12 protein-coding genes are annotated in these 14,409 nt (G+C 57.4%); 1 reads left to right on the top strand and 11 read right to left on the bottom strand.

Annotated elements, in window-relative coordinates:
• Positions 1-46: 46 nt before the first annotated feature.
• The 6 genes from G5149_RS03255 to G5149_RS03230 all read right to left on the bottom strand — a co-directional run bounded on the left by G5149_RS03255 (position 47) and on the right by G5149_RS03230 (position 6,029).
• Positions 47-586: a GNAT family N-acetyltransferase gene (locus G5149_RS03255; RefSeq protein WP_042054434.1), complete on the bottom strand. Its 540-nt coding sequence runs from the start codon at positions 584-586 to the stop codon at positions 47-49.
• Between the two features lie 6 nt (positions 587-592).
• Positions 593-2,233, bottom strand: a complete 1,641-nt coding sequence (locus G5149_RS03250; RefSeq protein ID WP_421211553.1) for a GNAT family N-acetyltransferase — start codon at positions 2,231-2,233, stop codon at positions 593-595.
• On the bottom strand, positions 2,233-2,847 hold the full coding sequence (locus G5149_RS03245; RefSeq protein WP_236269220.1) for a glutathione S-transferase family protein: 615 nt from the start codon (positions 2,845-2,847) through the stop codon (positions 2,233-2,235). Before G5149_RS03245 ends, G5149_RS03250 begins: the two co-directional genes overlap by 1 nt.
• Before the next feature lie 36 nt (positions 2,848-2,883).
• Complete coding sequence (pdxH, locus tag G5149_RS03240) at positions 2,884-3,522, bottom strand: pyridoxamine 5'-phosphate oxidase (RefSeq protein WP_421211551.1); 639 nt, start codon at positions 3,520-3,522, stop codon at positions 2,884-2,886.
• A gap of 171 nt (positions 3,523-3,693) precedes the next feature.
• Positions 3,694-4,017, bottom strand: a complete 324-nt coding sequence (locus tag G5149_RS03235; RefSeq protein WP_005344032.1) for a hypothetical protein — start codon at positions 4,015-4,017, stop codon at positions 3,694-3,696.
• Positions 4,014-6,029: a reprolysin-like metallopeptidase gene (locus G5149_RS03230; RefSeq protein WP_421211549.1), complete on the bottom strand. Its 2,016-nt coding sequence runs from the start codon at positions 6,027-6,029 to the stop codon at positions 4,014-4,016. Before G5149_RS03230 ends, G5149_RS03235 begins: the two co-directional genes overlap by 4 nt.
• Before the next feature lie 222 nt (positions 6,030-6,251).
• Here G5149_RS03230 and G5149_RS03225 point away from each other — a divergent pair, with 222 nt between their 5' ends.
• Positions 6,252-7,463 (top strand): RsmB/NOP family class I SAM-dependent RNA methyltransferase, encoded by a 1,212-nt coding sequence (locus G5149_RS03225; protein ID WP_421211547.1) that lies wholly within the window; start codon positions 6,252-6,254, stop codon positions 7,461-7,463.
• 106 nt (positions 7,464-7,569) lie between these two features.
• Here the strand turns inward: G5149_RS03225 and G5149_RS03220 are convergent, their stop codons facing one another.
• The 5 genes from G5149_RS03220 to tdcB form a co-directional block, all read right to left on the bottom strand.
• Positions 7,570-7,959: a RidA family protein gene (locus tag G5149_RS03220; RefSeq protein ID WP_421211545.1), complete on the bottom strand. Its 390-nt coding sequence runs from the start codon at positions 7,957-7,959 to the stop codon at positions 7,570-7,572.
• A 69-nt stretch (positions 7,960-8,028) separates the two neighbouring features.
• Positions 8,029-10,323: a formate C-acetyltransferase gene (gene pflB / locus G5149_RS03215; protein ID WP_421211543.1), complete on the bottom strand. Its 2,295-nt coding sequence runs from the start codon at positions 10,321-10,323 to the stop codon at positions 8,029-8,031.
• A 44-nt stretch (positions 10,324-10,367) separates the two neighbouring features.
• The gene (gene tdcD, locus G5149_RS03210) at positions 10,368-11,576 is read right to left on the bottom strand and encodes a propionate kinase (RefSeq protein ID WP_216951787.1); all 1,209 of its coding nucleotides are present in this window, start codon (positions 11,574-11,576) and stop codon (positions 10,368-10,370) included.
• A 201-nt stretch (positions 11,577-11,777) separates the two neighbouring features.
• The gene (gene tdcC, locus G5149_RS03205) at positions 11,778-13,109 is read right to left on the bottom strand and encodes a threonine/serine transporter TdcC (RefSeq protein WP_279505501.1); all 1,332 of its coding nucleotides are present in this window, start codon (positions 13,107-13,109) and stop codon (positions 11,778-11,780) included.
• An 11-nt stretch (positions 13,110-13,120) separates the two neighbouring features.
• Positions 13,121-14,125 (bottom strand): bifunctional threonine ammonia-lyase/L-serine ammonia-lyase TdcB, encoded by a 1,005-nt coding sequence (gene tdcB, locus G5149_RS03200; protein ID WP_216951789.1) that lies wholly within the window; start codon positions 14,123-14,125, stop codon positions 13,121-13,123.
• Positions 14,126-14,409 lie beyond the last annotated feature (284 nt).

The raw sequence follows: 14,409 nt of genomic DNA, 5'->3' as shown, positions 1-14,409 counted from the left end.
CCTCGATGAGGGCTTTTTCGTTATAGCTTGTCGCTGCAACGTCTCGCTAGAAATGGGACTCTTCTGCCTGCGCGTCCGGCAGCTCGTCGGGAAGTTCATCAAACAGGGGGTGATAGAGCACCTCACCCTGCACACCCGCAAAACCGCGCTCCTGCAGCTCCATCGCCATAAAGCAGTCGGCAGGCACCTCATAGATGCAGTGCAGGCCAAACTCGCTAGCCGGGCGGAAACCGAAACGGCTGTAATAGGCCGGATCCCCGAGTACTACCACCCCTTTCCAGTCCATCTCAAGCGCCGTATCAAGCCCTTCACGGATAAGATCCGAGCCAATACCCTGACCTTGCCAGTCGGGATGAACCGCGACCGGCGCCAGACCGAGCCAGGGCCCTTCCATGCCGTTAATGGTGATCGGGCTTAGCATCAGGTGCCCCATGAACTCGTACTCTTCCTCTTCGACCATGGTCACTACGGCAGCCCCACATTCGCGCAGGCGGTTGACCAGTTCGGCCTCATCGGAACGACCGAAGGCGGCACTCAGCAGCTCATAAACCGGCAGCATGTCACCGGGGCGCTCGGTTCTCAACATCAGGTATTACTCCTCGTACAGCAGAGCGGGCATTATTCCACACAACGGCTGGTCATTCTGAGTACCTTTGTCCAAAAATGGGAGGGTGCACTCAGGAAAACGAGCTGCAAACTGCTGCTGCAAGGCGGTTAGCGTAGCCGGGGTGACCCTGTTCATCGCCTCACGGTAGGCAAACCAGAGGGCGGGAGCCTCCCGCGCCAACCGATCAAAGGTCAGTTCGGGCGTTTGATGCCAACAGCCATCCAGCTCATCAACCAGCTCCGGCAGCTCCACCAGCAGCCATAACTGCTGATAGCGCATCTGCGAAGAGTCACCCTGATCGCCCAGCGCCTGCGCCATCAATTGGTTGAACCAGTGGAACCGTGATGCGCGCTCCTCGCGGCTGAGCAGGTCGGGCCCTTGACGCTGCTGCGCGGCCAGTTGTAGCAGCCACGCCAGCCCCTGTTCATCCCTGTCTTTCAGCAAGACGCCGCCAAGATGGGACAACTGCTCCGGTTCGGCCTGCTCCAGCAGTTCGACGGGGTAACAGTGCAGCTCCAGAGACCTCTCAAGATGCGGCGGGCAGCGAATAGAGCAGGACTCCTCCCCCGCGCCCCTCTCATCCACAAAGAGCGAGATGGCCAGCTTGCCGTTGGCGCTCTGCCGATTGGTCGTTGCGGGATCACACAGGATCACCACAGCAATCCGCTCATCAGCAAGCCAGCGGGCAATCTCCTCGGGAAAGGGATTGGGTAAGGAGGGAGCGCGATCCAGTCGCCAGTAACTCACCTCACACGGCTGGCGACCGCTGATATGGCGCCGCCCACGATAGTGCATGCCCAGTTTTGCCATCACCCGGCCGGAGGCTAAATTGTCTGGCATATGGCGAGCCGTCAGCGCAGGCAGTTGCAGTTGGGCAAAGGCGAACCCCTTGACCAAGCCAGCGGCCCGAGTCGCCAGACCGCGATTTTGCCAGGGCACGCCCACCCACCAGGCGAGCTCGCCATTCCAGTGCAGGGAGATCACCCCAAGCAACGCCGCACCTTGCTCCTCTGGCAAGGTGATGGCCCAGCTCCAGCCAAGGCCAAGCGCCGCCTTGCGCCAGCTGAGCGCCAGCCAGTCGCGGGCCCCCTCCGGCGGATAGGGGTGAGGAATATTGAGGGTGTAGCGCGCCAGCGCCTCGTCGCTGCAGTAGCGCACTATCTCGCGCTCATCGTCGGCCTGCAGTTGTCGCAATACGACACCTGATAGCGAATGCCCCTCAGCCAGGGTCGGCACCGTCACGCGGCGCGCCAGCAGGCGATTGAGCACGGCGCCCAAATCGGCCTCGGGGGTGAGCGGCAGATCGGCCCCCACAGGGCCAAGGGTGAGCAGTCCCTGCTCCTTGGCGAGGGTCAATAGGGAGGTAGAGGCACTGATCAGAACCTGGCGGCTGGGATCAACATGAAAATCCGCCAGCAGATCGCCATCGAGCCAGGCAGCCAGCAGGGCTCCAGGGCAGAGCACCCCGTCTGGAGGGCTGCTCGCCCAGGGTGCATCGGTTTGATCGAGGGCGGCCGCCGCCTCTTTGCCCAGCAGCAGCTGCCAGCGATGACTTTGTTGCTGCCAGTGCAGCAACAGCGCAGCCCACTGCGGTTGCCACAGACTGGCCTCGATCAGCAATTCCATCAGCTGGCCTGACAGGCCACTGGCAGCGTCAGATGGCGGGGATGGGCTTCGATACGGGCGATCCAGCTACGGATAGCTGGCCACCCCTGCAGAGAGAAGATCCCCTCCTCTGCCACGTGGGTGTAGGCATAAAGGGCGATATCGGCGATGGTCGGCGCATCACCACAGAGATAGGGGCTCTGTTTCAACTGCTGCTCCATTACCGCCAGCGCCTTCTCGCCACCGGCTTTCAGACCGTCGAGCCGCGCCTCCTGGGACTCGGGTCGGCCGAGATAGTGAACGATAAAGCGGGCCACCGCGATGTAGGGCTCATGGCTGTACTGCTCAAAGAACATCCATTTGAGCACCTCTGCCTGCTGGCGCGGATCGGTTGGCCACAAGGCACTGCCTTGCCCCAGATAGAAGAGGATGGCATTGGATTCCGCCAGCATGTCGCCCTGGCCAATCTCCAGCACCGGGATCTTGCCGTTGGGGTTCATGGCCAGAAATGCGGGGGTACGGGTATCCCCCGCCTGAATATCGACCTCTACCCACTCAAGGGGCAGCTCCAGCCAGCGGGCCAGCAGCCACCCCTTGTAACAGTTGCCGGAACGAAGATCACCATACAGACGCATACACACTCCTTGTGAAAACAGATTTGAACAGCGCGATCAGGGAGCCAGACGCTCGATATGCCAGCCATCCCCGTCGCGGGTGTAGTAGAAGCGGTCATGCAGCCGGTGCTCGCCCCCCTGCCAGAACTCCACCGTCTCGATCACCACTCTGAATCCGCCCCAGAAGCTCGGCAGCGGCACTTCGCCATTGGCAAACTTCTGCTTGAGCTCGAGGAACTTGGCCTCCAGCACGCCGCGGGCCGAGATGCGGGTCGACTGTTTGGAGACCCAGGCAGCGATCTGGCTATCCTTGGGGCGGCTGTGGAAATACTTCATCACCTCGAAGGTGCTCATCTTCTCCACCTGGCCAGTCACATGAACCTGTCTGTCCAGCGTGTGCCAGGGGAAGAGCAGGCTGATACGGGGATTGCCTTCCAGCTGCTGCGCCTTGCGGCTGCCCATGTTGGTGTAAAAAACCATCCCCTGGGCGTCGTAGTGCTTGAGCAGCACGGTGCGCTGCCAGGGCTGACCATCGGCATCCACCGTCGCTACCACCATGGCGGTAGGATCGGTCAGTTTGGCCTCACAAGCCTGCGCCAACCACTTCTCGAACAGCGCCAGCGGCTCGGCCGGCAGATCGGCCCGGTGCAGCCCGCCACGGGTATACTCACGGCGCAGATCAGCAACATCCATCATCTTGATTTTCCTTCTCTCTTTGCCGCCCATGCGGCCATGCGTGCTGGCATTGTGCGACGAGCACGCCATGGGTACAAGCCTTGTGACCAGCAAATGGCTGCTGCAAAAAAAGAGGGAGGCTCACGCCTCCCTCCTTGATATACCCTTCGCACGATCTTGGTACGCGCAGGCTTATTGCCTGCCAGCGACAGCAGGACAATGCGCCAGCATGCGCCGGTTGTAATCGGCCGCATAGGCCGCCAGCTTGGCCTGGGCCTCTTCCTGTCCGGGCTTGATGACATCCCCCAGACCGTCGAGGTAGCGCACACCGCAGCGCGCCTTGGCCGAGGCCTGCTGCTCCGGCGCGATGCCGGGCGCCACCTCGCCGCGCCCGGCCCGCACGATCAACCGGTAATCCTGCTTTGCCAGGCTGGCGCTGACCGCCTGCTCCAGAGTATCGGCGTCGGCCTGACAGCCGCCAAGCAGGGACACCAGCATCAGCCAGCCAACCCTCATCCGCGCCTCCGTTGCCAACCCAGCAGAGCCAGCGCCAGAGTCCAGAGACCGAGGGCACCACCGCCGCCGCTACCGCCCGAACTGCCGCCGCTTTGGACAACCGGCAGCTTGGAGGGACTGATCGCGAAGAAGATGTTGTCGCTGCAGGCCACCTTCAGGCGGGCAGAGCTGGCCAGATCCGCCGGCAGGGTGACAGTGGCGGCGCCGCTGTTGGGCTGGCTGACCGCCAGATTGCTCCAGCTGGTTCCCTCGTTTTGGGTGATGAACAGGTCTACCTTGCTGCAGCTGATCGGCGCCAGCGTGGTGCCGGCCACATCCCAGCTGACAGCCAGGCTTGCCCCCGGCGTCAATGCCACCCCAATCGGGGCGGTCAATCGGAAGGCACTGCCAGTGTTGATCACCTGGACCTTCATGTCGTCGCTGGCGACACCGCCCTTGCCGTCACGCACCGTCAATCGGAAGTTGAGATCCCGGTTAGTGGTGGGCCATGCCTCGCCCTTGGCGAGCGAGCCCGAGAGCAGGGATGGCAAGCTCGGCAAAATCCGCTCCGGCGAGCCGGTCGGCGACACGAAGCGGAACAACGGACGGGAGCCGTCATCGATCATGTCAAGAGCACTGCTGGACGGGTCGCCCAGATCAATCTGCTCCCAAGTGTAGGTCAGGGGATCCTTGTCCAAATCGGCGCCGGCCCCCTTGAGCACGAATGGCGTGTTGGCGGGAATGATATGGCTGGCTCCGGCCACCGCCTGGGGCGTGTTGTTGACGAGATTCAGGGTGGTGCCACAGGCCGGCACGGTCGCCATGTGCGCCCGCATCTGCTCGATAGATTTGCTGTGAAAATAGGGATCGCTGTGGGGCTGGATGTTCTCGTCCCCGCAGATCCCGGCATAGGCCATGATAGAAGTACCGCTGCCCGGCTCCCAGGCTTGTGCCGCCTCCCGATTGCCACCGCCGCAACTGCCAGTGGTGCCGTTGAAGGTGTGGTCGGCACCGAACTGGTGGCCGATCTCGTGAGCCACGTAGTCGATAAAGAAGGCATCCCCCACCGGCTTATCGGAGCCCGTCATCCCGGCCGACTTGTCCGCGGTGCACAGCACGCCGAGCCCGGCCAGGCCACCTCCCCCGGTATTGACCACATGCCCGATATCGAATGCGCCCAGCTCACCATTGGCGAAGGCTTCTCCCTGTACCAGGACGTTCTTGCTGGTGTCATCAGCCTCATAGATGCTGCTCACGCCGCTCACGTAGTCAGGGTTATCGCCGTTGTAGAAAGGGTCTGTTACCGGATCGGTAAAAATCACAGAATCGTTGCCGCTGGCCAGCACGAACTCGGCCCCCACATCTCGCTGGTACACCTCGTTGACCCGGTTGAGCAGGGTAGTAATGGCCGCCAGGGCCAGCACTTGGGAGCCGCCATGATATTGGGTGTACTCACCTGCGGCCGAGATAGCGATGGTGTAACGTTTGCGAACATTACCATCCACTTGCACCTTGCGAGCCAACGTTTTGGCGTCAGCCCCGATCACCTTGTCGGCGTCTTCTTCCAGTCGGCTGTAGGCATCCTGCTGGTAGTAAATTGCATACCCCTCGGCATTGCGCAGCGGATCGACAAACACCATCTTGCCCTGATGGCTGAACATGGCATGAAAACCTTGCGGCCCCAGATCGAAGCGTCCAGTATCAACCGGATGAGCCGGGTTGTACCCCTTGAAGGTGCGGATCTGAGGATACTTGGCTGCAAGGTCTGCGGGCAGTACATTGTAAGCTTCCAGTGCAAAGGTAACCTCCCCCCCATCAGGCAGTGGCAAGGTCAGCTTGCTGGCCCCCGCTTGCAACCCGGCAAAATAGTCGAGCGGCACCTTGGCGACCCGGAACTGATGAGCCCGTACCTCATAACCCTCGTCAGCTGTTGCTCTGGCGGCAACCGTGCTCCATTCGCTGGCCATCAGGCTGGTTGAGCCCAGCATGCTGGCAACCAGCAAGGCCACCCTAGAGTATTTCGTCACATGCATTGTTTTTAGTCCTTGTATTAATGCAATCGCCTGAATTGCGGCCTGTACTTTATTTTTATTCGGCCACATCAATACAAAGCTGAAGCAACCCTTTCCACCATTCCCGAGTGGGAGTGTTGCGCCAACCCCGTCTACCCCCTATCATTGCGCGGATTTGTCAATTTTAGAACAGCCCCTCTTCACAAAGGTGCAGTTCATCTTTATCTGGCCAAGGTTAATCTCATGCTCAAATCCCCACTGTTGCCCCGTTTCGGGGATCTGGTCGTTGCCATTATTGACGATGTGCTCGGTCAGGGTCTTACCCTCGACCGTGCCTATGCCCGTCACTTCTCAGGCATCGAACTCAAACCGCAAGAACAGGCAAGGATTGCCCTGGTCACCGGCGACCTGTTGCGTCGGCTGAGCCTCTACTGTGCTCTGACAGGTATTCAGGTGCGTCAGGCCGAGAAGAATGTCTGGCCGCTGCTGCACAGCTGGCACGCCTTCCACAAAATCGCCCAGCCCAACAACCCGACGCTGGATCGCTTCAACGAAGAGGCCTTCCGCCGCCGTCTGACCGAGGCGAAGAAGAACCCGGTATTGATGGATGGTTGCCCGAGCTGGCTGGAGAAACTGGGCAGCGAGCAGCTGGGTGAAGCCTGGCCTGCCGAGCGTGCAGCGCTGGCCTGGATGCCCAAGCGCTACCTGCGGGTCAACACCCTCAAGTGCACCCGTGATGAGCTGCAAGCCATGCTGGCCAAAGAGCAGGTCACCACTATTCCGGTTGAAGGTGTGGAGACTGCCCTGCAGGTCACCTCCGACGCCGCCCTGTTCCGTACCAAGGCCTTTGCCGATGGTTGCTTCGAACAGCAGGACGCAGGCTCCCAGCTGGTTGCAGCGGCTCTGGAGGTTACCCCAGGCATGCGCGTCATCGACGCCTGCGCAGGTGCCGGTGGCAAGACCCTGCATATCGCCGCCATGATGCAGGGCAAAGGCCGTTTGCTGGCAATGGATGTGGAAGAGTGGAAGCTGGAGAACCTCAAGCAACGCGCTCGTCGCGCCGGTGCCCACAACGTGGAGACCCGGGTCATCACCAGCAGCAAGACCGTCAAGCGCCTCAAAGAGAGCGCCGACCGTGTACTGCTGGACGTGCCCTGCTCCGGTCTTGGCGTACTCAAGCGCAATCCGGATGCCAAGTGGCGTGATACCGCCGAGCGTCTGCCGGTGCTGGTCGCGCTGCAAGAAGAGATCCTGCAGCGTTACAGCCAGATGGTGAAAGTGGGTGGTCTGCTGGTTTATGCAACCTGCTCCATCCTGCCCGAGGAGAACCGCCAGCAGGTGGACAAGTTCCTCGCCGCCAACGAGAACTTCCGTCTACGTGACGATCACACCGTGAGCCCGTCCGAGACCGGCTTCGACGGCTTCTACATGGCTCGTATCGAACGGATCGCCTGATCCAGAATGACCTGCTCCTTGCGCCCTTATCGCGCACGGCGGGTTCGATGAAAAAAGAGCGGCAGCCCTCAGGCTGCCGCTCTTTTTATTGATAAGGATCGCCGCGTCAGGACTCCAGCGCAGCAATCGCCTCTATCTCGATCTTCACATCCTTGGGCAAGCGGGCCACTTCCACGCAAGAGCGAGCCGGATACATGGCATCGTGCCGGGTGAAGAAGTCGTTGTAGACCCGGTTAACCGCAGCAAAGTCGTTCAGATCCGAGACAAACACCGTGGTCTTGAAGATGTTGCGCACCTCGCCGCCTGCCGCCTCGACAATCGCCTGAACGTTTTGCAGGGAACGCAGGGTCTGCGCTTCGATACCCTCCGCAATATCGCCGCTCACCGGGTCCAGCGGGATCTGACCGGAGGTGTAGAGGATGTTGCCAATCCGGGTGGCCTGCACATAGGGGCCGATGGCGCCCGGCGCCGCCTTTGTAGTGATAACCTGTCGCATCTGTTACTTCCTCGTACTGACAAACAAAAAGTAGGCCCGGAGCAAGCCTGCTCACCCCGAGTATGAGAGTTACATCATGTTGGTGAAGGTTCTTGAAATCACATCCTGCTGCTGCTCGCGGGTCAGGGCGTTGAAGCGCACCGCATAGCCGGAGACCCGGATGGTCAGGCTGGGATACTTGTCCGGATTCTCGATGGCATCCAGCAGCATCTCGCGATTCATCACATTGACGTTGAGGTGCTGGCCCCCTTCCACATCCCGCTCATGATGGAAGTAGCCATCCATCAGCCCCACCAGATTGTTCTCGCGATTGGCAGGTTCCTTGCCGAGCGCCCCCGGCACGATGGAGAAGGTGTAGGAGATCCCGTCCTTGGCGTATTTGAACGGCAGCTTGGCCACCGAGGCGAGCGAAGCAACCGCCCCCTTGCGATCCCGACCGTGCATCGGGTTGGCTCCCGGTGCAAACGGGGCACCGGCGCGGCGGCCATCCGGGGTGTTGCCAGTCTTCTGGCCATAGACCACGTTGGAGGTGATGGTCAGGATCGACTGGGTCGGCACCGCATTGCGGTAGGTCGGCAACGCCTGGATCTTCTTCATAAAGCGCTCGACCAGATCGCAGGCGAGGGAGTCGGCCCGCTCGTCATTGTTGCCGTACTGGGGATACTCCCCCTCAATCATGAAATCGACCGCCAGCCCGTCAGCATCGCGCACCGGCTTGACCCGAGCGTACTTGATGGCCGCCAGCGAATCGACCGCCACCGACAGACCGGCAATGCCGCAGGCCATGGTGCGATAGACGTCGCGATCGTGCAGCGCCATCAGCGAGGCCTCATAGCTGTACTTGTCGTGCATGTAGTGGATCAGGTTCAACGCGCTGATGTACTGCACCGCCAGCCAATCCATAAAGCTGTCGAGGCTGGCCATGACGGTCTCGTAATCCAGCACCTCGTCCATGATGGGCGCCACTTTCGGGCCAACCTGAATCTTCAGCTTCTCGTCCACCCCGCCGTTGATGCAGTAGAGCAGGGTCTTGGCCAGATTGGCACGGGCCCCAAAGAACTGCATCTGCTTGCCGATCACCATAGGGCTCACGCAGCAAGCGATGGCGTAGTCATCGCTCTCGAAGTCGGTGCGCATCAGATCATCGTTCTCATACTGCAGGGATGAGGTATCGATGGAGACACGGGCGGCATAGGTCTTGAAGGCCCGCGGCAATCCTTCCGCCCAGAGGATGGTGAGGTTGGGCTCGGGCGCCGGCCCCATGGTCTTGAGGGTGTGGAGGTAACGGAAGGCGTTCTTGGTCACCAGGGTGCGACCATCCAGCCCCATGCCACCAATCACCTCGGTGGCCCAAATGGGGTCGCCGGAGAAGAGGGAGTCAAACTCGGGGGTACGCAGGAAACGTACCATGCGGATCTTCATGATGAAGTGATCGACCAGCTCCTGGGCATCCTGCTCGCTGATAAGCCCCGCCTTAAGATCCCGCTCGATATAGATGTCGAGGAAGGTGGCAGTACGACCGAGGGACATGGCCCCGCCATTTTGCGACTTCACCGCCGCCAGATAGGCAAAGTAGAGCCACTGCACTGCCTGCTGGGCAGTGCGTGCCGGCCCGGAGATGTCAAAGCCGTAGTTGGCCGCCATCTGCTTGATCTGCACCAGTGCCCGCTTGTGCTCGGCCAGCTCCTCGCGCTGGCGGATCACCTGCTCCAGCTGCTCTCCCCGCTCAAGCGCCGGTTGCAGATCGGCAAACTGCAGCTCCCGCTCACGGATTAGATAATCTATTCCATAGAGCGCAACCCGACGATAATCTCCGATAATGCGACCACGGCCATAACCATCCGGCAAACCGGTCAAAATTCCTGATTTTCGGCAGCGCAACATCTCGGGAGAGTAGACGTCGAACACCCCCTGATTGTGGGTTTTACGCAATTCGCTGAAGGTATATTCAAAATCGGGATCCATCTCCCGGCCATACGCTTCAAACGAGCTGCGGATCATATTTACGCCGCCAAACGGGTGCAGAGCTCTTTTAAGGGGCTTGTCGGTTTGCAGGCCAACGATTTTTTCCAGCCCCTGCTCGATATAACCCGGCCCATGGGCGGTGATTGTGGTGGCAATATTGGTATCAAAATCGACCGGTGCGTGGGTGGCATTCTCGATACGGATCCCCTCCATCACCTTATTCCACAAAGTGGTGGTCGCTTCGGTCGCATCTGCTAAAAACTGTTCGTCACCTTCATAGGGGGTGTAGTTCTGCTGGATAAAATCACGGACGTTGATCTCGTGCTTCCAGTTTTCACCGGCAAACCCTTGCCATGCCTGACGGAATTTATCCTGATCCAATTGCATATCAACTTTCATCAAATAAACCTCATTCACTACTCATGACACTACAGTGGAAGATGTCAGACGCACTCGGCCTGACGAACCAGCTGCCCCAGACGAATGGCATCCAGTGCGATCATTTTCTCTTCATTGGTGGGAATAACCGCCGCCAGCACCATGGACTCTGCCGCCGAAATCACCCGGCAGCCCTCGCTATTGGGACGCTGGTTAAACGGCTCACTGATCGCTACGCCAAATACCTGAAGTCGTTCGCATACCAGCTTTCTGATAAAGGCCGAGTTCTCGCCGATCCCGCCGGTGAAAATAACGGCATCCAGCCGGCGCAATGAGGTGGCATGGCCGCCGATATGGCGGGCAATACGATGGACAAAAGCGTGAATGGCCAATTTTGCCCCGGGATGTCCTTCGTGATAGGCAGCTTCCAATACCCGCATATCGGAGGAGAGCCCCGAAATACCCAGCAGGCCGGACTGCTTGTTCAATACCCGCTCGATATCCTCGATGGATTGCCCCGTCTTGCTGGCAATATAGGCCAGCGCGCCAAAATCGATATCACCGCTGCGGCTGCCCATGATCAGCCCCTCCAGCGGCGTCATCCCCATCGAGGTATCGACGCTCTTGCCATCCTGTACTGCGCAAACAGAGGCGCCATTACCCAGATGAGCAATGACCAGACCGGCATCGTGGCCATTCAACCCAAGGAAGGAGACCGCCTGCTCGGCGACATAGCGATGGGAGGTGCCATGGAAGCCATAGCGGCGCACGCCATAATCCTGCAGATATTGGTAAGGCAGCCCATAGATATAGGCTTCCGGCTTCAGGGTCTGGTGAAAACCGGTATCAAATACCGCAATTTGGGGTTGTGTGGGAAATAGCTGACGAGCCGCCATCACACCACTCAAATTGGCGTGATTGTGCAGGGGAGCCAAGGGTGACACCTGCTTTATTTTGGCCAATACATGTTCATCAATGATCACGGCTTCGCTAAATTCACTGCCACCATGAGCAATTCGATGACCCACCAGTGCAATGGCATCCAGCAGATCCCGTTTTTTCAATTCCGCCGCGATGGCAGCCAATGCACAGGTGTGGTTATTTTCAGCTAATGACATTGCGGGCTCTTTACCCACTTGCAATTGGGGATGGGCCGTCTCAATACCATCCGCCATACCGGATATCACCACCTCGCAGGTTTTACTATCCAGTACCGAGAATTTGACCGACGAAGAGCCGCAATTGATAACCAGAACCAACGAATCAAACTTCATTACATCGCCTCGATATTTATGCTGTCGAGTCACTGCTGTCAGAACATATTTACCACTGTGTTTAGTGGCCAAATAACGGATAGCCTTGCCCTCGGCCCAAATAATTGGGCCAACCAAGAACCGGTTATTGCGCGCTTCTGACTACGCCATGCAGACCCCGCCAAGGGGATCTGAATGGCTGATGACTTGCAGAAAAGGTTTTCAGAACAGCTTGGAAACAATATTCAGGATGGTCAGCACACCTATGATGGTGACAAACAGGTTGCTGGCCTGACCTTTATATTTTGCCAGTGCCGGTGTCTTGTTGACGGCATACATCGGCAGCAGACAGAGCAGGGAAGCGATGATCGGCGCCCCCATTGCCTCAATCAGGTCGAGGATGTTGGGGTTCACATAAGCGACCAGCCAGGTGGAGCCCATGATGAACAACATACTGACCATATTGAGTTTTTTACTGGAAACCTTGCTCTTGTCGCCCTGGTAGCCAAAGCGGAGGATAAGGCCGTTCAACCCTTCCAGCGTCCCCAGATAGTGGCCGAAGAAGGATTTGAAGATAGCAACCAGCGCGATAATGGACGCCGCATACTCCAGAGTGGTGGCAAACGCAGACTTGCTGCCCGTCATCGAGGAGAAGTGGTTGGCCAGATAGGAGAGCACCGGAATATTCTGGGCCTTGGCTTCCGCCATATTTTGCGGCGACAGGGTAAACAGGCAGCTGAAGGCAAAGAACATCACCACGGCCACCATCAGCATGCTGGCACCGGAGATAATCTTCGAGCAGCGCTTCTCGGTAAAATCACGACCGAACTCCTGCTCATACTCTTCCCGCTTGGAGACGATGAAAGAGGAGACAATCGGCGAGAAGTTGAAGGAGAAAACCATGATGGAGATCCCCAGCCAGACGGTGACCAGAATACCATCGTGACCGAACATGGATATCTCGCTAAGGTTGACCTGATCAAAGACGGCACTATTCCAGTACGGAACGAGGGAGAGAGAGATGACCACTAGGCTGGCGATGAAAGGAAATACCAGATAGCTCATTACGCGAACCATCAGATCCTTACCAAAATAGATCACAAATGCCATCAATAGCAGCAGCCCAAGGGCGACAACACCCCGATTAAGCGGCGCCATTTGCAGTTGATGCTCCCAGAATGCCATAAAGGTATTGGTGATCGTCACACCATATATCCACAGCAGTGGGCAGATGGCAAAGAAATAGAGGAAGGTAATCACTACCCCACCCATTTTGCCAAAATGTTCTTCAACGGTCTCGGTAATATTTGCCGATGGATTGCTGCCAGAAAGACATAATCTGGCCAACGCCCTGTGGCAATAAAATGCAATAGGGTAAGCCAGCACCAGCATGATTAATATTGGGATCAGGCCACCATATCCGGCCCGAATAGGGAAAAATAGAACACCTGCACCGATCGCTGTACCAAACAGACCTAATCCCCATGTGGTATCCGATTTACGCCATGCACGTGTATTCTCTTTACTGCCGGTGACAACACTGTCTAATATCATGACTGCATTCCTTACAGGCTAAATTGACGAATATTGTTCTGTTCGATAATTTCGGTGATCCGGGTCAGGTCAATATTGCCACCAGAAATAATACTGACGGTTTTTTTGCCTTCGACATAATGTTTGAGTTTGCCGCTCAGCAGCGCTGCCGAGGCCAGAGCTCCCGCCCCTTCGGTAATCACCTTGTTGCGCTGAATAAGGTCAACCATGCTGTGACGAATATCATCCTCGGTGACCAGTACAATATCATCCACCAATTGTTTGACGATTTCGAAGGTCAGGGTGCCGGGTCTTGCCACGTCACAGCCATCGGCCAGCGTACTGCTGGTTCTGTGATTGGTAATGGTGCCTGCGTAGTATGAAGCCGCCATGCCGTGGACATTCTCCGACTGCACGCCAATCACCCGGATAGTCGGGTTGATGGATTTGATGGCCATGGCGACACCGGCAATCAGACCACCACCGCCAATCGGCACTATGATGTTATCGACATCATACAAATCTTCGATAATTTCTAGGCCGATGGTTCCCTGGCCGGCAATCACTTTTGCATCGTCAAAGGGGGGGATAAATACGCGGCCTTCCATCTCCACGATTTCGCTGACTTTGGCAATGGTGTCATTGAAACTATTGCCATGCAGAATAACTTCCGCCGAATAATCGCTGGTTGCAGCAATTTTTGATTTGGGTGCGCAGCAAGGCATGACCACCTTGGCATCAATTCCCAGCATGGCACTGGACAAAGATACCCCCTGCGCGTGATTACCGGCAGAGCAGGCGACAACACCTTTTTGACGATCCTCCAGACTTAATGAACTGAGTTTGTTGAAGGCACCGCGAATTTTAAAAGAGCCTGTACGTTGCATGTTTTCAAGCTTGAGGTAAACCTCGCCATGGCAACGTTCGCTGATGTAGTTAGAGGGTAATTGCGCGGTCTTGTATATATGGTTGGTCAGTCTTTTTTTGGCTTCGGTAATATCATGAAGACCAATGGGCAGATTGCTATACATCTTCATCGCAAATCTCTTTTTATTTATTAATTTGTAGGGTTTTATTTCACTGGGCGAAGCGATACTAGGTTCTATCACTTGCAATTAATGTGAGCATAAACACAAAAAAATCTACAAAGAGACTGCGTTACGGTGAAATTATCAAAAAATGTGATGACAGCAACACTTGAATCCAAAATGATTAAAAAAAGTAATCGCAGATTGGGAAATCAATATGGTTAACAACTCCAAAACAAAGCGGCAAAGATTAGATTTTTCAGGGCGAACGCGTTGCTTTTTGCAACCGACAA

It is taken from the genome of Aeromonas sp. 600479 (assembly GCF_049175515.1).
Lineage (GTDB): Bacteria > Pseudomonadota > Gammaproteobacteria > Enterobacterales > Aeromonadaceae > Aeromonas > Aeromonas veronii_A.
The sequence above is the reverse complement of the archived record's forward strand: the minus strand, read 5'-3'. Positions and strand labels throughout refer to the sequence as shown.